Source organism: Thermoplasmatales archaeon (genome assembly GCA_014361195.1).
Lineage (GTDB): Archaea > Thermoplasmatota > E2 > UBA202 > JdFR-43 > JACIWB01.
This window is the reverse complement of record JACIWA010000006.1, coordinates 20,026-38,378: the sequence shown is the minus strand read 5'-3', so window position 1 is coordinate 38,378 and position 18,353 is coordinate 20,026. Positions and strand designations below refer to the sequence as shown.

Annotated in this window: 23 protein-coding genes; 8 read left to right on the top strand and 15 right to left on the bottom strand. The window is 35.1% G+C overall.

Annotated features, from left to right (window positions below; translation table 11 throughout):
* Nucleotides 1-25: 25 nt before the first annotated feature.
* The 5 genes from H5T44_04625 to H5T44_04605 all read left to right on the top strand — a co-directional run bounded on the left by H5T44_04625 (nt 26) and on the right by H5T44_04605 (nt 4,207).
* Nucleotides 26-730 carry an ABC transporter ATP-binding protein gene (locus tag H5T44_04625; protein MBC7081507.1) on the top strand — a complete coding sequence of 235 codons (705 nt, stop codon included), beginning with the start codon at nt 26-28 and terminating at the stop codon, nt 728-730.
* Nucleotides 727-1,962, top strand: coding sequence for an ABC transporter permease (locus tag H5T44_04620; GenBank protein MBC7081506.1), 1,236 nt, complete (start codon nt 727-729; stop codon nt 1,960-1,962). Before H5T44_04625 ends, H5T44_04620 begins: the two co-directional genes overlap by 4 nt.
* Complete coding sequence (locus tag H5T44_04615) at nt 1,959-2,597, top strand: class I SAM-dependent methyltransferase (GenBank protein ID MBC7081505.1); 639 nt, start codon at nt 1,959-1,961, stop codon at nt 2,595-2,597. Before H5T44_04620 ends, H5T44_04615 begins: the two co-directional genes overlap by 4 nt.
* Before the next feature lie 442 nt (nt 2,598-3,039).
* Nucleotides 3,040-3,945, top strand: coding sequence for a mevalonate kinase (gene mvk, locus H5T44_04610; protein ID MBC7081504.1), 906 nt, complete (start codon nt 3,040-3,042; stop codon nt 3,943-3,945).
* A gap of 40 nt (nt 3,946-3,985) precedes the next feature.
* Entirely contained in the window at nt 3,986-4,207 is a 222-nt protein-coding gene (locus H5T44_04605; GenBank protein ID MBC7081503.1) for a hypothetical protein, read from the top strand.
* Here H5T44_04605 and H5T44_04600 read toward each other — a convergent pair.
* From H5T44_04600 to H5T44_04590, 3 genes are read right to left on the bottom strand one after another with little or no spacing between them, the layout of a single operon-like run.
* A complete protein-coding gene (locus H5T44_04600) occupies nt 4,193-5,506 on the bottom strand; it encodes an MBL fold metallo-hydrolase (GenBank protein MBC7081502.1) in 1,314 nt (437 codons plus the stop codon). The two genes, H5T44_04605 and H5T44_04600, sit on opposite strands and share 15 nt — an antisense overlap.
* A gap of 1 nt (nt 5,507) precedes the next feature.
* Nucleotides 5,508-6,221 (bottom strand): metallophosphoesterase, encoded by a 714-nt coding sequence (locus tag H5T44_04595; GenBank protein ID MBC7081501.1) that lies wholly within the window; start codon nt 6,219-6,221, stop codon nt 5,508-5,510.
* Entirely contained in the window at nt 6,218-7,831 is a 1,614-nt protein-coding gene (locus tag H5T44_04590) for an AMP-binding protein (GenBank protein ID MBC7081500.1), read from the bottom strand. Before H5T44_04590 ends, H5T44_04595 begins: the two co-directional genes overlap by 4 nt.
* Before the next feature lie 73 nt (nt 7,832-7,904).
* Between H5T44_04590 and H5T44_04585 the strand changes: the two genes are divergently transcribed.
* Together H5T44_04585 and mpgP are read left to right on the top strand one after the other, a co-directional pair.
* Nucleotides 7,905-9,101, top strand: a complete 1,197-nt coding sequence (locus H5T44_04585; GenBank protein MBC7081499.1) for a glucosyl-3-phosphoglycerate synthase — start codon at nt 7,905-7,907, stop codon at nt 9,099-9,101.
* Nucleotides 9,098-9,832 (top strand): mannosyl-3-phosphoglycerate phosphatase, encoded by a 735-nt coding sequence (mpgP, locus tag H5T44_04580; protein MBC7081498.1) that lies wholly within the window; start codon nt 9,098-9,100, stop codon nt 9,830-9,832. Before H5T44_04585 ends, mpgP begins: the two co-directional genes overlap by 4 nt.
* On the opposite strand, the gene H5T44_04575 is transcribed toward mpgP, so the two are convergent.
* The 12 genes from H5T44_04575 to H5T44_04520 form a co-directional block, all read right to left on the bottom strand.
* Entirely contained in the window at nt 9,827-10,357 is a 531-nt protein-coding gene (locus H5T44_04575) for an AAA family ATPase (GenBank protein MBC7081497.1), read from the bottom strand. The genes mpgP and H5T44_04575 overlap by 6 nt on opposite strands.
* Nucleotides 10,339-10,944, bottom strand: coding sequence for a DUF106 domain-containing protein (locus H5T44_04570; protein ID MBC7081496.1), 606 nt, complete (start codon nt 10,942-10,944; stop codon nt 10,339-10,341). Before H5T44_04570 ends, H5T44_04575 begins: the two co-directional genes overlap by 19 nt.
* A complete protein-coding gene (locus tag H5T44_04565) occupies nt 10,945-11,481 on the bottom strand; it encodes an adenylate kinase (protein MBC7081495.1) in 537 nt (178 codons plus the stop codon).
* Nucleotides 11,478-13,004, bottom strand: coding sequence for a preprotein translocase subunit SecY (secY, locus tag H5T44_04560; GenBank protein MBC7081494.1), 1,527 nt, complete (start codon nt 13,002-13,004; stop codon nt 11,478-11,480). Before secY ends, H5T44_04565 begins: the two co-directional genes overlap by 4 nt.
* Before the next feature lies 1 nt (nt 13,005).
* Nucleotides 13,006-13,365, bottom strand: a complete 360-nt coding sequence (locus H5T44_04555; GenBank protein ID MBC7081493.1) for an uL15 family ribosomal protein — start codon at nt 13,363-13,365, stop codon at nt 13,006-13,008.
* Nucleotides 13,362-13,760 (bottom strand): uL30 family ribosomal protein, encoded by a 399-nt coding sequence (locus tag H5T44_04550; GenBank protein ID MBC7081492.1) that lies wholly within the window; start codon nt 13,758-13,760, stop codon nt 13,362-13,364. The genes H5T44_04555 and H5T44_04550 overlap by 4 nt, the downstream gene beginning before the upstream one ends.
* A complete protein-coding gene (locus H5T44_04545; protein ID MBC7081491.1) occupies nt 13,757-14,407 on the bottom strand; it encodes a 30S ribosomal protein S5 in 651 nt (216 codons plus the stop codon). The genes H5T44_04550 and H5T44_04545 overlap by 4 nt, the downstream gene beginning before the upstream one ends.
* Entirely contained in the window at nt 14,400-14,888 is a 489-nt protein-coding gene (locus tag H5T44_04540) for a 50S ribosomal protein L18 (protein MBC7081490.1), read from the bottom strand. The genes H5T44_04545 and H5T44_04540 overlap by 8 nt, the downstream gene beginning before the upstream one ends.
* Nucleotide 14,889: 1 nt before the next feature.
* A complete protein-coding gene (locus tag H5T44_04535; protein MBC7081489.1) occupies nt 14,890-15,339 on the bottom strand; it encodes a 50S ribosomal protein L19e in 450 nt (149 codons plus the stop codon).
* Entirely contained in the window at nt 15,336-15,686 is a 351-nt protein-coding gene (locus H5T44_04530; protein ID MBC7081488.1) for a 50S ribosomal protein L32e, read from the bottom strand. Before H5T44_04530 ends, H5T44_04535 begins: the two co-directional genes overlap by 4 nt.
* 73 nt (nt 15,687-15,759) lie before the next feature.
* Nucleotides 15,760-16,290, bottom strand: coding sequence for a 50S ribosomal protein L6 (locus H5T44_04525; protein ID MBC7081487.1), 531 nt, complete (start codon nt 16,288-16,290; stop codon nt 15,760-15,762).
* 8 nt (nt 16,291-16,298) lie between these two features.
* Complete coding sequence (locus H5T44_04520) at nt 16,299-16,688, bottom strand: 30S ribosomal protein S8 (protein MBC7081486.1); 390 nt, start codon at nt 16,686-16,688, stop codon at nt 16,299-16,301.
* A gap of 1,035 nt (nt 16,689-17,723) precedes the next feature.
* On the opposite strand from H5T44_04520, the gene H5T44_04515 reads away from it, so the two are divergent.
* Nucleotides 17,724-18,347 (top strand): potassium transporter TrkA, encoded by a 624-nt coding sequence (locus H5T44_04515; GenBank protein MBC7081485.1) that lies wholly within the window; start codon nt 17,724-17,726, stop codon nt 18,345-18,347.
* Nucleotides 18,348-18,353 lie beyond the last annotated feature (6 nt).

The following is an 18,353-nucleotide window of genomic DNA, read 5'->3' as shown; positions in this document are numbered from 1 at the left end:
TTTAAATTGAAAAGTTTTAAGCATGATGCATGCGGTTGAGGTAAAAAATCTTGTTAAAAGATATGGAAAAATAGAGGCGGTTAAGGGTGTAACATTTAATGTCGAGCAAGGAGAGATATTTGGTTTAATTGGCCCAAACGGGGCGGGAAAAACAACAATATTGAGGATAATATCAACGTTGCTTAAAATCACGGATGGAAACGTGAATGTATTTGGATATGATATAAACAAGGAGGCAAAAGAAATAAGAAAATTGATAAGCTACCTCCCTGAGGAGGCGGGCGCATACAAAAATTTAACAGGGAGGGAATATCTGAAATTTATTTCTTCATTTTTTGATGGAGAGGATGTGGTTGAGAGAGGAATTGAGATGGCGAATTTAGGAAGCAGGATAGATGATAAGATAGAGACATATAGCAAAGGGATGGTGCGAAGATTGCTTGTTGCAAGGGCTTTGATGAATAAACCAAAGCTGGCAATTCTTGATGAGTCAACCGCGGGGCTGGATGTAATAAATGCCCAAGAAATAAGGAATATAATAAAGGCAAGTTTAAAAGAGGGAATAACCTTTTTGCTTTCTTCCCATAACATGCTTGAAGTAGAATTTTTATGTGATAAAATAGCTCTTATTAATAATGGCAGAGTAGTTGAAGAAGGTAAGCCTTCTCAGCTAAAAGAGAAATATAATGCAAGAAATATTGAAGAAGTTTTTGTTAAGGTGGTTGGATGAGCTTCTCATCTTTAGTTAAGAAAGAAATTAAAGAGTTGCTAACTCCTTCAACAATTTTGCCTATGGTTGCAACTGTTCTTCTTTTTGCGGTGCTTGGAAATGCTTTTGGGAATATAGCAACTGAAGCGGAGAAAAAGCAAGATGTCGCTATAGTAAATTGCGATAATGGTCTCTTTTCAAAAATTGCCATTGAGGAGATAAAAAAATTTGCAAATGTTAAAGGTGAGGGAAAAAATGAAGGAGATGTTAATAAATTGCTAGACGAACTTAAAGATGAAATAATATGCCTGATTTTTATTCCAAATAACTTTAGCGAGAAAATAAACACTTTTCAACAGGCGGAAATAAAAGTGTATTGGCTTGTTAAAGGAATAGGAGTTAGTGATATTGTATCCTCCGCTTTTTTGGATAACATATTCATAAATATAAGGAGTAGGATATCATCTGAAATCATTGAGGAAAGTGGGTTGAATTCAACGATTTTATCACCTTTAACAAAGAATGATATTACAATAATTAAAGAAAAAGAGATGGAAGGAATTTCTCCTCAAATGCTTTCAAATTTGCTTTATTCCCAATCAATAACAATTCCAATAATAATGATGATTATTGTTATGATGGGTGGAGGCATGGTTATATCCTCAATGGGATTAGAAAAGGAAAATAAGACGCTTGAAACTCTTTTAACCTTGCCAATTAGAAGAAGTGAAATAGTTTTAGGAAAGATAACAGGTAGCGCAATAGTTGGATTGATAATGGCAACAATTTATATGATTGGTTTTAGCTATTACATCAATTCATTTCAGAGATCTTCACAAATAAATCTTGCTAACTATGGTTTATCTCTGGGTGGCTACGATTATATTCTCATTGCCTTATCTGTTTTTCTTGCATTGACATCCGCTCTTGCAATTTGTATTGTGCTCGGTGTTTTTGCAAAAAATTATAAAAGTGCTCAAACACTCACACTTCCATTATCAATGCTTGCCTTAATCCCAATGTTTTTAACAATGTTCAAGGACTTTGAAACAATGCCATCTCTGCTAAAAACACTTTTATTCCTCATACCATTCTCCCATCCAATGATGGCTCCTCGCTTTCTTCTTTTCAAAAATTATTTTATGGTTATAGGGGGGCTAATCTACATTGCGATATTTTCAGCAATTTTCATGACAATTGCAATAAAAATTTTCAACACAGATAAGTTAATAACTGGAATTATCAGAAAATGAATGTTTGGGATGAGATAGCAAAAGATTTCGATGCGAAGCGCAAAATCCCATGGAAAGAATGCATCGACTTCATAAACACTATTCAAGGCACATGCTTGGATTTAGGTTGCGACGGGGGGCGCCACCTGCTGGCGATGCAAAGTAAATGCCTTGCGGTTGGTGCAGATATATCCTTTCAGATGCTTGAAATAGCGAAGGAAAAAGCGAGAAACGCATTTCTTGTATGCTGTGATGCTTGCCAATTGCCATTTCCAGATGAGATCTTTGATAATGCATTGTTTATTGCAACCCTTCATAATATAGATGGAAGGGAGAGAAGGAAAAAAGCTTTAATGGAGTTAAGAAGGGTTTTGAAAAAAGATGGAAGGGTATTGATTTCTGTTTGGGCAAAATGGCAGGATAAATTTATTTTTCATTTTATAAAAAAATTTTTTAAGCCATGGAAAGAGCATGGAGACATTTTTATTCCTTGGAAAAAAAATGGTAAAGAAATTACGAGATTTTATCATCTTTATAGCATGGGAGAGCTAAAAAGAGAAGTGAAGAGAAGCGGATTTAAAATAGAGAAGGCATGGAGTGTAAAGAAAGCGAGTAAATGGCTTAAAGATAATTATTTTGTTATATTGAGGAAGTAAAAAGGATAAAAATTTTTATTCTAAAAATGTATATACCCCTCAATGAATACAAAAAGTATAATTTATTTATTGCTAGGTTTTGTTTTGCCGATAGTATTGATTATCTCGGGCATAATTTTGGAGATAAAAAACGTATGGTTATATACTCTCTCCTTAACCTGGTTTTTATTTGTTCTCCTACTCTTTATTTCATATAAATCTTAAAATATAAATATTCTTGATTGCTTTTTCTTTATGAGCCATACTCTGCTACTCCTGCTAATAATTGCCTTCTTTGTAATTCTAATAGCACTTTGGAAAATATTGAAATTTGCAATAAAAATATTGCTTGTATTGCTTATAATCTTCTTGTTTATATACATGCTCCCGAAAATAGCTCAGATTTTTAGGAATATCTTCACTTGAATCAAAAAATCTTAAATATTAAAAAATATTGAAAATCATGGGAAAGGGATATGGATATGGGAAAGTTATTCTTTTCAATGAGCACTTTGTTGTTTATGATGTGCCCGCAATTGCCTCTGCGATAGACAAAAAAACAATTGCGGAGGTGAAGAAAACAGAAGGAAGGGATATAATACATGATGACAGAGATGCAACACCTGGCTACAAGGAAGAAAAACTTCATCAGCAAATTGAGTCAATAAAGAGAATAAAAGAAAAAATGGGAGTCAAAGACTTTTTTGAAATAAGGCTGCACGGCGACCTAAAAGCAACAAGTGGCGTGGGCGCAAGTGCAGCAAGTTGTGTTGCGATAGCAAGAGCAATAGCGGATGAATTGAAAATGAAGCTGAGTGACGATGAAATAAATGAAATTGCTTATGAAGGAGAAAAAGCTTATCATGGAAATCCTTCTGGAATAGACAATGCCTGCTCAACTTTTGGAGGATTAATATGGTTTGTTAAGGGGAAGGAAATTGAAAAAATAAAAGTTAGGCCAGTTGAAATTGTTATGGGGGATACTGGAATAACAACAGATACAAAGAAAGCGGTTGAAGGAGTAAAGCAAAGAAAAGAGGTTTATAGAAAAAAATATGATGAAATATTTGAAGAAGCGAAAAAAATTGCATATGAGGCAAAAAAGGCATTAATTCAAGAAGACTGGAGGAAAGTAGGAATGCTGATGAATAGAAATCACGAATTGCTTCGCCAGATAGAAGTTTCATGCGAAGAGCTTGATATGCTTGTAGAAATTGCAAGAAAAAATGGGGCAATAGGCGCAAAAATGACAGGAAGCGGGCTTGGTGGATATATGGTTGCACTCACGCCTGGCGAAACGCAGGAAAAAGTTGCAAAAGCGATTGAAGCGGAAGGATTTTTTGCCCTTCGCACGAGAATAGGTGTGTAAAAATTGAAGAAATAATAAATAGTTGAAATGCTTTAAAAATGTGATTGAAGAAGTTGCAGAAGATATATTGCTTGTGCTACTTGTTCATAATGTAGAAAATAAGGAGGGGTGGGTCGGTAAAGATTATTTAGGAATAAAAGTAGGAGAGGATATTGATGATGCTCTATCTTTTCTCGAAGAAAATGGATTTATCGAAATTAAAGAGGGAAATCATTTTAGGATAACAAAAAATGGCATATCATATATTTTAGATAGGGTTTAAAGAAATGCTCTGCCCATTCTGAATTATATAAACATTTTTTCCAAGCTCGTATCCCATTTCATTTGCAAGTGTTGCAAATGAAGAGCATTTTCCTATATCTCCATGTGCCGGCAAAATATTCAAAGGAGAAACAATTTTTATCAAATCTCTCAAATCTTCCCTTGAAGCATGTCCTGATACATGAATATCTTTAAATATCCTAGCCTTTCTTCTCCTTATTTTATCCTCAAGGATTTGTCTATTTGCTTGAATTGTAGGTGTTGGTATCACCTCACATGAAAATATCACAAAATCATTTTCAGAAATTTTTAGGGGCAATTCATCATTAACAATTTTTGTTAGCACTGCATCTTTTTCACCTAAACCGCCTGTTACAATAAAAACATAATCTTCCTTTTTTTCGTTCGTTCCCGCAAGCTTTCTCTCTGCTCTTTCAGCATTCTCTATTATATCCGAATATTTTGAAAAATCTACCAGTTTTAGTTTTTCAGCGGATTCAATATAATCATAAAGAGATTTACCTATAAAAACCGCTTTTCTTTTGAGAGTTTTTGCTATTTCAAGCATGCTTTTCAGCCTTGCAATATGAGAAGAGAACGTTGTTAAAAAAATCCCATGCCCTTCTGTTTCCATCCCAAGAATTATATCCTTAAGCATTTCTCTTGCAATTGATTCTGAAAATGTTTTTCTCTCCTCATCAACATTTGTTGAATCAGCAATCAAAAGTAAAACATCTTTAATTTCCTTAAGCCTCTTTATATTTGTCTTACTTCCAATTACAGGATGGTTATCATTTTTGTAATCAAGCGCATATATTATACTTCCATATCTTGTTTTCAAATGGAGTATTGTTGATTGAGGAATGGAATGAGTGACATTTATGAACTCTACTTCAATATTTTTTGAAATCCTATATGTTGAATTTACATTTGTTCTTACAATTCTGTTTCCTAAGCTTCTTGAATGCCTTAATATAATTTCGCTTGTATAAGGGGTGGTAACTATTTTGCAATCATAATTCGGCGCAAGCCATCTTACGGCACCCACGTGGTCAAGATGAGCATGAGATATTACTATCGCCTTTACTTTCTCCTTTAAATCCCTTATTTTTTTATCATCTGGTATAGCTCCTTCATCAATTAATGCTTGTGCCTCCATTTTTAAACCTTTCTCTTTAAATGCAATAAATCTATCCATGTAAAGACCCATATCCAAAATAATTATTTCATCATCTACTTCAATACAAGTCATATTCTTTCCGACTTCTTCATATCCTCCTATTCCATAAACTTTAATCATTTTATTTTACCTCAAAAACTATCACTTTTTCCTTTCCATCCGAAACATTTATTTTCCTTATCTTTATTTTTTTATCTTTCTCTATTTCAACAATATTTAAAGATTGGGTATATGGGGTGCGCTCGCATGAAATTGTGCCTGCGGTGGAGATAACTATATTATTTATCTCCCATACCCATGGAACATGCTTATGCCCATTTAAAACAATTTTAACTTTATAATCACTTAGCAATTTTAGCACATCCCCCGCATCGACAAGGACATTTCTCTCTCTTCCAGTTTCAGGGATAGGAAGGAGATGGTGATGCAGAATTATTATTGAATTCTTTCCTATATACCTTTTCATTTTCTCCATCTGCTCTCTTCCGACATGTCCTTCATCTAAATCTGGCTGACTGCTATCAAGCCCAACAAATTTATATCTTCCTATCTTCTTGACAAAAAATCTATCACCAATATATTCCTCAAATATGCTCGCCCCCTGATGGCGTGCATCATGATTGCCCGGTATCGCAAGATAATCGCATTTTATGCTATCAAGTAATTTTTTAACTCCTTTGTATTCTTTTTTCAATCCATAATCAGTTAAATCACCCGTTATAACAACAATATCTGGATTTTCCTTATTTATTCTTTCAATCCCTTTTCTTGCCATTTTTTCTATAAACATCCAGCTCATTCCAAAATGAATGTCAGAGATATGTGCTATTTTCATTTTAAACCAAGTTTTTCTTTTGCTATTTCCTTCAATTTGAATTTTTGTATCTTACCGCTTGCGGTCATCGGCCACTCATTTATAAAGAAAATATATTTCGGAACTTTATATCTCGCAATATTTTTTCTGCAAAATTCTTTTATCTCTTCCTCAGTTGCGGTCATGCCATCTTTAAGCTGGATAAATGCAGCAACCTCTTCGCCATACTCACTGTGAGGTACACCAACAACCGCAACTTCCTTTATCTTTTCATGCTTATAGAGAAATTCTTCTATCTCGCGCGGATAAACATTCTCTCCTCCTCTAATAATCATATCATCAACTCTCCCAAGTATATATACATATCCCTCATTATCAATCATTGCTAAATCCTTAGTATAAAGCCATCCATTTCTTATTGTTTTTGCGGTTGCTTCGGGCATCTTATAATAACCTTTCATTACCCCATATCCCCTTGCTACAAGTTCTCCAGGAGTATTTGGTGGCAGTTCCCTTTCTGTATTTGGTTCAACAACTTTCACCTCAACATATGGCAGAGGTTTTCCAACACTTCCAACTCTCTTTTCAAAAGGGTCGTCTCTTTTCGTTTGAGTGAGAACAGGAGAGGTTTCAGTTAATCCATAGCATATTGTAATTTCTTTTGCATGCATTTCTTCCATCACTCTTTTCATGAGCTCTGAAGGGCATGGGGCGCCTGCCATGATGCCCGTTCTAAGAGATGAAGTATCATATTTTTCAAAATCTGGGTGATTTAACTCTCTTACGAACATTGTTGGCACACCTTGAAGAGCAGTGCATTTTTCCTTATCTATGGATTTTAAAACTTTTTCTGCGTCAAAAAATTCTAACGGAACCATTGTCGCCCCATGAACAACACAATTGAGAGTAGAGATAACACAACCAAAACAGTGAAAGAATGGCACTGGTATGCATAACCTATCTTTATTACTCAAATCAAGATTTTTGCCAACCCAATAAGCATTGTTAATTATATTGTAATGGGTAAGCATAACTCCTTTTGGAAAGCCCGTTGTGCCAGATGTATATTGCATATTTACAACATCATGCGGATTAACCATCTTTTCTATTTGCTTTAACTCCTCCTCACTAACTTCCTTGCTCATACTTAAGATATCTTCAAAATTCAGCAAACCGTCATATCTCTCCTTACCCATAAATATAGCCTTTTCAAAAAGAGGAAAATTGCTTGATTTTTCTCCCTTTTTAATTTCCGGCATTATTGTATAGAGAGTATCAACATAACTTACATCCTTAAATTTATCAATCAGGAAAAGATATTTGGTGTCGGACTGGCGGAGCAAATAATCCAACTCCCTCGCTTTATAATAAACATTCACTGTAACAAGTACCGCCCCAACCTTAGCGGTCGCAAACTGCAAAATCACCCACTCTGGCACATTTGTAGCCCAAACCGCCACATGGTCCTGATTTTTAACTCCTAAAGCAATTAAGCCACGAGCAACTCTATCCACAATATCCTTGAATTCTTTATAATTATATCTTATGCCGTCTAGATAAACAAGTGCATCTGTATTCGGGTATTTTTGCACGGTTTCATCTAAAACTTGACCAAGTGTTTTCTCTATCATGGAAGAGAATATATTTTAAATTCATAAACTTTTTTAAATGCACAAACTTTTTAAATAATAATAAAATTTTATTATGGATTTTTGTCAGGGGAAAATAACAACCATACATGACTTTAATATCGACCCATATAAAATAAAAGAACGGCTCAAAATTCTTGGTGAAAAATATCCAATTGGTGTAGTAATTCCGATCGCTGGCAAAGATTTAAATGACAATTCATTGAAAAAAATAATTGAAGAATTAAATAAATGCGATTACCTAAAAAAGATATTTATTGCTATTTCTGCAACAAATGAAGAATATGAAAAATCTTTGAGAATCTTTAAAAATCTTGAATTGCCTTGCGAGATAATTTGGTGTAATAAGAAAGAGATGAATAAGGTTTTAGAAGAATTAAAGAAAAAAGGGTTAGATATCACTTATTTAAAGGGAAAAGGAAAGGATTTATGGATAGCAACAGGAATTGCTTCTCTCGATATGTATGCCATAGCAATTCATGATGCGGATATAATAACTTATGAAGAAACGTTGCCCACAAAACTTCTTTACCCTGTTGTTGAATCGAAACTCGATTTCTTTTTCTCTAAAGGATATTATGCAAGATTAAACATGGAAGATAGAACAATGCATGGAAGGGTTTATCGCCTTCTTATCGTGCCTTTAATAGAAGCATTGCAAGAAAAACTTTCTCATGGCTCTGAATTCTTAAGATATCTTGAATCATTCAGATATCTCCTTTCAGGTGAAATCGCTATAACTACTGATTTAGCCTTAAACTTAAGGATGCCTTGTGATTGGGGGCTTGAAATAGGAACTCTTGCAGAGATTTTTAGAAACGTTACATATAGAAGAATCTGTCAGGTGGATCTCGGATTTTATGAGCATAAACATAAAGAAATGATAAAAAATGGTTTATTAAAAACAGCGGAAGATTGTATAATAACTCTTTTAAGAACTCTTACTGAAACTGATGGAATAGAGGTTTCCAAAGATTTTTTGCTGAGCCTACAGGTTATGTATAGAAAATTTGCACAAAACAAAATAAGGCAATATCAGGCGGATGCTATCTGTAACAATCTAAAATATAATATACATTTGGAGGAGGCGACGGTGGAACAATTCTCACAGATAATAATGGATGGAGGAAAAAAATATTTAAAAAATCCAGTTGCATCTCAAATGCCTGACTGGATAAGAGCTATTTCAGCAATGCCTGACTTAAGAGAAAAATTGAAAGATTCTGCTGTAAAGGAGATAAATCAAAAATGATTGTAATTTTTACAGACCTAGATGGCTGTTTATTGGATAAAAATTATTCCTATAAACATGCAAAATCCGCTATAGACTTTATTATAAATTCAAACATACCAATTGTAATTTGTAGCAGTAAAACAAGAGCAGAAATCGAATTTTTAAGGAAAGAAATTGGCATAAAAGACCCTTTTATAGTAGAAAATGGAGCAGCTATTTTTATTCCGCATTCTTACTTTGGTTTCCCTTACCAATATTCAAAAGTTGTTGGAAAATATAAAGTTATTGAGTTAGGAACTAAATATTCAATAATCAGAAGAAAACTTAAGGAAATAACAGAAATGAGTAAATGCAAGATTATTGGTTTCGGAGACATGAGCACAGAAGAATTAGCCATAGATTGTGGATTGAGCTTAAAAATAGCAAAATTAGCAAAGAAAAGAGAGTATGATGAACCATTCAAAATATTGGATGGAAAGGAAGAAAATGTCATAGAAGCGATAAAAAAATGTGGTTTAAACTATACAAAAGGAGATAGATACTATCATCTAATAGGCAATAATAATAAAGGAAAGGCGGTTGAAATTCTAATAGAGCTTTATAAAACCAAATTTGGAGAAATAAAGACCGTTGCTCTTGGAAGTAGCATTAATGATTTGTCCATGCTTGAAGTTGTGGATACGCCATTTCTTGTCAAAGATGAAAAAGAATGGAGGAAAGTAATAGAAAATATCTTTAAATTTTTATGATATCTTCTCAATAATTTTCTTGAGAACTTCTTCAGGAGGAATAGAAGAAGTATCAATTACTATATCATATATTGATTTGTCATTCAAATCTATTCCATAAAATTTTTTGTATCTTCTGCTTTCGCTCTCTTCTCTTTCCTTTGTTTCCTTTCTTTTTTCAGCAAACTCCCCGCCCTCTCTTTCAACAATTCTCCTTATTCTCTCATTTTCATCGCATTCAAGCCATATCTTTATGGCGGGTATTTTTTTAAGATGTGCAATCCACCCGGAAAGGCGACCCTCAACAACAACATTCCCCTTCCTTAATATCTCCTCCTGTCTTTTATCTATCTCAACATCAATTTCCGGATGTGCCTCGCTATACTTTTCAAAATCAAGGAGAGACATATCTTTTCTATCTGCAATGTCTCTATATATTTCACCTGCATTTATATAAGCCATGCCAGTTTTTTCCGCAAGCATTCTCGCCACTGTGGTTGTGCCCGCCCCAGGGAGCCCGCCAATGGTTATGCCTTTCTCAGCCATTTTAATCTCAGTATATATTGAATGAATTGGGTAAATGGGATGGAAAAGAGCATGTAAAGGAGAATCCAGTTAGGGAAAATAAACGATGATTTGAAAAGACTTGCATGAATTTGCCATGGGGTATCAAAATAATAGTGATTTGTTGAATAAAGAAATTCCCATATCCAGGTAAAGATAGGGACAAAAAGTATTATTGTTATTGGCATAATCTTGAATTGTTTTGATGTTATATTGCTTTGCTCCAACATTATATCCTTCTGCATATTTTGAAGTTTTTTTATCATGTATTTATTCTGGCTCTTCAAAGCTTCTCTATATTTTTTTTGAAACTCGCTTACTTTTTCCTGCATTTTAGCCATCTCAACCCAATTTGTTGTAAAATGTCTTATCAGCGCAGAAATTATTATAACAAGCGAGCCCGCTATGAAAACTGTTAGCAGCGGGTAATTTCCATTAAATCCAATAATTGGATATAAAATATAGTTTACCGCTCTTCCAATAGCGCCTCTTATTACAGGATCAAAAATTATCAAAAAAGCAAGCATCAAGAGAAAGAAAAATAGAAAAGATGATTGCCTTCTTTCCATTTAAAACACCTTCATTATTTCTTCTGCACATTCCTTTACTTTCCCTTCTTCATTCTTAACTATCTTTACATTTGCATTTATAAGTGCTGCATATGCAATAGCAGCCATCCTGTTTATATTCTGATGCAATTCAATTTCTTCCAAACTTTCTACATCTCTCCCTCTTATATCCTTATCTTTATTTCTTCTTTTCTCAATTTCTTTTGGATCTGCTTCAACCAAAACTATAAAATCTGGCTTTATTATAGAAAGTATTTCATATGGTAAGCCAGGCATATACCCATCCTTTGTTTTAATTGTGCAATGAGTATCAATTATAACATCTTTCTTTTTAGCAATTTTTCTGGCCGCCTCCTTCTGCAATTTCCTCTGCTTTTCAACTGGCAATTTCCTTATCTCGTCTCTATTCTTCACAAGATTTTTCTCTTTTGCAATGCTAAACATTACATCTCCGTAATTCACTATTTCTATTCCTTTAACTTCATTCAGCACCGTCGTTTTACCTGCCCCAGGAATACCCGCAACAATTACTTTCATTCCTCCACTCCTAAGAATTTTCTCAATACAGGATGCATTTCCATTGCCTGCTCTCTTGCTATATCTTCATATAATCTTATAACAATACCAACAGTAAGCAATACCCCCGTTCCAGATGTATTACCTACAGTTCCAATCATATCCGCAAATATCGCAAGCAATCCAACAAGCAAGGAGCTTAAAACTGTAAGAGCGGGTATATACCTTTCAAGAACCTTTTTCAAAACCCTTGGGTCGCGCCTAAAACCAGGAATCTGCATTCCCGAGTTTTCTATCTGCCTGGCTACCGCTTCCGGCCCCATATTTGTTGTTTCTATCCAGAATTTTCCGAAAAAGACGCATCCCAAAAGGAATACTACTGAAAATACTATGAGGCGCAATATCATTTGCCAGGGAGCATGATCTTGGAGGTAAGCAGTATATCTTCTATCTATTAAGGGCAAAAACCATGAATGCAGGCCATTTGGAGCGGTTAAATACCATATCCCGCCAGCAGTTGGATGAGTTGAGCCCGCTTCATATTGTCCTATCCACCATGCGCCTCCTATAAATGGTATTTTACTCCTCCATAAAAGCATACCAAACATGTTTATGTTTGCAAGCAAAGCTGCCATAAGTATTACTGGAATATTTGATGCATACATGAGGCGGAGAGGATATCTTCCCCTTGCCCCCCTGACGCTTTCATGGGCTAAAGGCAATTCTACGCTTGATAATTCCGCATATACAACAAAAACAAATATTATGGAAGTGCCAATAAGCGCTATTACTGGATTCGGAGGAGCTATGAATATCTGCTCAAATCCCCCACCCACCAGCTCGCCCAAAGACATTTTGCTTGTAAGGTAAATTGTTTTTGGAATTGTACCAGCGGGAGGATTATCAATGCTTAGAGCCTCGCTCGCATTTGTGGGGAGCCAGCTGAACAAGCCAGTAACTATTGCAGTAGATACACCAGCAGCTATGAAAAGTGATACACCAGAGCCAATCCCCCATTTTGAAATAAGCTCATCCATCCAAAAAACGAGCATCGCACCAACAAACAACTGCATTACTATTATACTTCTCGCGCCAAAAGTCCCGACTTTGCTGATTAAAGAAGAACTTGGACTTAAATAACCAAATACCTGTGGAATTGCCTCAACAAATATCATTATTACAATTAAAACCTTCTGAAAACCTTGATAAAATGCCCTATCATCCTCATCTTCAAGATTCAAATTTATTATTTTTGCACCGACAAAAAGCTGAAGTATGATAGATGCGGTAACAATCGGACCTATTCCAAGGTGAACAATGCTTCCGCTTTCACCCGCTATTACAAATCTAAAACCAGCGAACAGATCAATACTTTCTGGAGCGAGACCGTATATCATTGTTTGGGAGAGTATATAGTACAAAATCAAGCATAGCAATGTCCATAGCAATTTTGTTCTAAATGGCACATGACCTTTTGGTTTCTTAATTGCAGGCCATCTGTCAACGATCGGCTTGAATACATATAATCTGCTTTTCTCCGCCATTTTATCCCACTATAACTTTTCCTCCAGCTTCTTCTATTTTTCTAACAGCATTCTCGCTCGCTTTCTCAACTATTACTTTAACTGGTCTATTTATATAACCCGCACCAAGCAATTTATGAATACCCATCTCCTTGAGATTTATTTCTTCCTTATCTATTTTATTAAGCTCACCAACATTTATTGTATTTATCTCTCTTCTTAACGCATGTCTTACAAAACCTCTCCTTCCCCACCCTAATTTAACTCCCTTATGCTTTCCCGCTCTTCCTACTCCTCCTCTTGAGCCTTTTCCTCTATGCTTCTTTTTTCCCCCATATCCATGTGTATGGGATCCACGCATTTTCTTGGTTACTTTCCTCATAGCATCCTCCTTATTAATTCATTTATTGCCTTTCCCCTATATCCAGATGAACCACCTATAGAGTAGCTTTTTTTAATGTTTTCATAACCTTTTCTTGGCGGATGCAACTTTATGCAAGGATTAGTTATATTTTTTAATTTCTCTCCTTTTTTTAACTTTTCTATTGCAAGATTAGCGTCTAAATTGCATCTCTTTTCGAGAAGCAATTTAAGCGTTTCTTCATCAATCTCTCCCCAGGTTACATAGTCCTTAACTTTTTGGAGCATTCCTCTATAGCTTGGATTATCCTCTATTATTGTGCAGTTGTTTATATGATGCAAGTTAAGCATCTTAAGCGTATCTCTCACTTCCCTGCTTGCTCCTATCGTGCTCTTTATTCTAACAACCGCAATCATTTTGAACCCACCATCCCTGATACAATATTGAGTTTCTTTTTCTTATCCTCAGGTATCTTATAGAGAGTTGTGTTACGCAAGGCATCAAAAACCGCTTTTCCATAATTTATTGTTGTCTTCGTGTGCCCCTTCGCAATCCCCCATGCATCCTGTATACCTGCTAACCTTAAAACAACCTTCGCAACATTCCCAACCGCCAGCCCCACGCCACGGGGCGCAGGCTTGAGTAAAACCCTTACAGAGCCAGATTTTCCTTCCACAGTAAATGGCAGGGTATGAGGCATGCCACAACCACATTCCCAAGAACCGCATCCCCTACTTATCTCTATTATATTCAGTTTTGCATTATCAACCGCCTTTCTAATCGCCATTCCGACTTCTCTATCCTTTGCCTGTCCTATGCCAACAAATCCATCTTTATTTCCAATAGCAACAGTAACTCTGAATTTTGTCCTTCTGCCAGAATCAGTCATTCTTTGCACCATGTTCACATCAATTACTTCGTCCTCTATCTCAGGCAATAAGAGGTCAACTATCTCTACCTCTCTCAAAGGCAATCCACTTTTCAATACCTTGCTCATTGAGGTTATTTCTCCGTTTGCAACAAGCTTACCCAACTTTGTTTTTGGAGTCCATCCATTAGGCATATTCTTCCTCTATTTTTTTCTTTATTTCTTTTACCATTTCAGTCATTTTTTCATCTATATGTTTTCCATAAATTCTATCTTCGCTGGGCAATATATCCTCTGCATGAGGAATCTCAACACCCGCATCCAAAAGTCCTTTTAATGCGGAGGAAATATTTCCTCCCCTCGAAATGTGTTGTAGGCCAATATCAAGAACACCTTCATTTATACCCTTTTTTATTGCTCTCCTGCCCGCTATAATACCTGTTAGATATGCTGCGGGTGCATTTGAAAAACTATAGCCCCATCCATATTTTTTAAGCTCACTTCCCATTGCAGAAACAACTATTCTATCCCCTCTCTCATCATATAATGCAAACTGTATTCTTATGTTTTTATTTGATTTTCTCACTGTTACTCTCGGCTTTCCAGATCTAAGTAGAGCAAATCTTTTCCTGTAATTTGTTTTTCCTTCCCTTTTCCTTCTGAATATACCTCTCATTTCATTCCACCTTTATCCCTTCCATCTGTAGATGCATTTTTAGATGAGCTTTATTTTTAAATTGCCCTCCTTTCGCCCTTCTATAATAAAGGCGATATGTTTTTTCACTTATTATACCTTTATCCCTCAGCTCTCTTAAATAAGCCCTTATAGGCCTTATCGTTTTTATCCATTTTTCTTTTTTTGGCAGGCGGGCGCCCGCCTTCCCTTTCCTTGAGCCATGTCCCTTTCTTCTGCCTTTCTTCCTCTGTAAAATTCTTTTTCTGGTTCTGCCTCTTGATATGCCTTTTTCTTTCTTCTCTTTTATTAACCCCATATTAATAAGATTTTCTATGTCCCTTCTTGTTACCGCTTTTTTTATCTCGTCAGTTTTTTCTGGGTCCATCCATACTCTATTTTCACCACATTTGAGTAAATCCGCAGCTATTCGTCGCTGATATTTCAAATTCATCTTAGCACCCTATTAAGAACTCTTATTCCTAACTCATCCGCTTTCGCAATTATTTCTTGTCTCTTCTTTTTCCCGACAGAGTGAGCTATTTTTATTGCTTCTTTTTCCGCATCTATTCCTTCCAAATCCTTCAAATTATAAACAAGCTTTTCCTTAAAACCAGATGGATGCAACCCCTTAACTTTCTTTGGCGAAGAATAGCCAATTTTTGGCAAAGGAGAGCGATAATGATAATGCTCCCTCTGCTTTGAATGAATGCCCCTGGGCCTGCGCCACACATCATCCAGCCTTTTAACTTGCCATAGCTGCTGGCGGATAAAACGGGGCTTGCTTTTCCTTTTTTCCATTAGCAATTTTGTTTCCGCATCAATTGATGCTTTTTTCTTCCTCGGTTTTTTAACTATTTTTGTCTCTTCCATATTATCCCTTCTTTATTATGTAGATTCCATCTTGGAAAACTCTTATATCTTTATCTTTTATCCTTGTTGTGGATTCAATGTTTGCTGCGGTCTGGCCAACTTCTTCAATGTTTATTCCTTCAAGTGTTATTTCATCTCCTTTAACACTAACCTTAACATTTCCAAATATTTTTGTTTTTCTTGGAAACTTCTCTCCAAGGAAATTTTCTATTATTACTTCATTACCCTTAACGCTAACTTTTATTGGGAAATGAGAATAAACAATTTTCATTTTATAAATAAAACCTTCAGTAACTCCTTTAATCATATTTCTTATATGTGCTTCATAGCTTCCAATTATTGCTTTCTCTTTCGCTTTCGGATAATCACATTTTAGAGATATCTTATTATCTTCCTTTTCTATGGAGATTTTTGGATGAAAAAACATTTTTTCGATTTTGCCTTTTGCACCCTCTACAATTACCTTTCCATCTTTTACATCAACCTTCACGCCCTCTGGAATTTCAATTTCTCTTTTAATGCTCTGCATCATGTTATCGCCTAATAAACATAAGCAATTAATCTTCCTCCTATACCTCTCTTTTTTGCTTCATATTGAGACATCAATCCTTCACTTGTACTTACAACAAGCACTCCAAAGCCTTCCGCGGGCAAATACCTTGCTTCCCATTTGTCAAATTCATCTTTACTAATGTTATATCTTGGTTTTATAACATTGCAATCATTTATGTTCCCCTTTGTTTTTACTCTAAACATCCCTCCTTTCCCATCATTAATCCATTCAAAAGATTCAATATAATCATTTTCCTGCAATACTTTTAGAACTCTTCCAATCATTTTTGATGCAGGTTTTACTATACACTCTCTCTTACCAATTCTTTCTGCATTTTTTATTGTAGTTAATGCATCTGCAAGTGGATCGTTCAGCATTTACCCGATATATACCTATGCTTATTAAATCTTTCGATGCGTGGATGATATTGAATAACCTAAAAGAATATCAGTTAAAAGGTGAAATAATATCCCGTACTCATTCTTACAATTCAAAACCATTTTTTGCCAATCCATACCTTATTTTATGCACTAATTTTATCCCAACCGCAATTCATAAAATTAACGATTTTTTATGAGTGAAAATCTTGAAAATAGGAAGTGTTGGATAAGATAACTTTGCTGGTAGATGCTCTTCTCCAACTGGAAAAAATAGCCATGGAACAAAGAGTACGCCTAAACTCACCTTATCCCCATAAATTGCCCAAATATAGCGCCACCAATTATAGCGAGCATCTGCGGTTGGCAGAAAAAAATAAATTGATAGATTCCGCATTCAGAATTACCATAGATATTATTGTAATGAATTCCCGAGAGAAATGCAGTAGCTATTGTTGGTTATTTTATTATTTGCGATATTACCACAGAGCAACTAATGAAGACGCCCAATAGTTATTAGTTATTTTGTTGCTTTTTATCTCGTTCCCACCTGAATAATCCAGCCACACCATACTCATTATTTCTTATTGCATTGTTTGATATCAAGATATCGATTGAAAACCCTGAATGAATGCCATTCAGATTATTTTCTAGAATTACATTTTCAACTCTCTGCTCCAGGGATACAGCAATTCCTTATAATGAAATATGCATTTGTATTTTCAGTCCAAATTTCACTAGCCAATGAAAAAGAGATAGCTACATTTCCTGGAGTAAATTTGTTATTTCCGTTTATATGGATTGGATTATGAGGGTATAAGCATTAGCATTAGCTATTCCTATAATTGCTAATAAGCCAGCAAAAATCAGCAAATATATTGCTATTTTCCCCTTCATCCTCATAATTTAAGATTTTTTGATTATCTTTAGTTTGAAGTAAAACAACTCTATTTCATAACTTTTTCAATTTCCAAGATACTAAATAAAAAACACTGGGAAATACTTTTAAATACTCATCAATATATATGATTTGAGATGAAACATATTCCTCGGTGGAAAAAAGCGGAATTTGAAGAAATAGAATATGAGACAAAAAGCATAAAAGAAATTCTAAAGGAAATGAAAAATATCTGCGAGCTGATAGTTGATTTGGCATACTCAGCAATTCTTTTTGATAACAGAGAAATAGCGGATGAAGTTCGCTATTTAGAGGTAAAAATGGATAAACTGAATTATCAGATAAGAATCATGGCAATGATGGCATCCCGAACAAAAGAAGATGCGGAAAAAATGGCTGGCATATTGCAGATTGCGGAAGCTGCGGAGAGCATAGCAAATGCCGCGGGTGACATGGTGAAGATTTTGTCTTACAAGATTACTCATCCAATTCTTCCAACACTTGTGAAAGAATCCGCGGAGATGGTAAGGGTAATAAAAGTGAGTGAAAATTCATCCGCTAAAGGAAAAAGTATAAAGGAATTAAAAATATCTTCAGAAACTGGGGTAAGAATTATAGCCATAAGAAGAGGAAATTCCTGGATTTATGGTCCAAAGGGAGAAGAGAAGCTATGCGAGGGAGATATGCTTATATGTATTGGGCCAGATGAAGGATTAAAAAATTTAAGCAAATTGCTGAAGGGAGAGATAGAGGTGCTTTAATGGGTG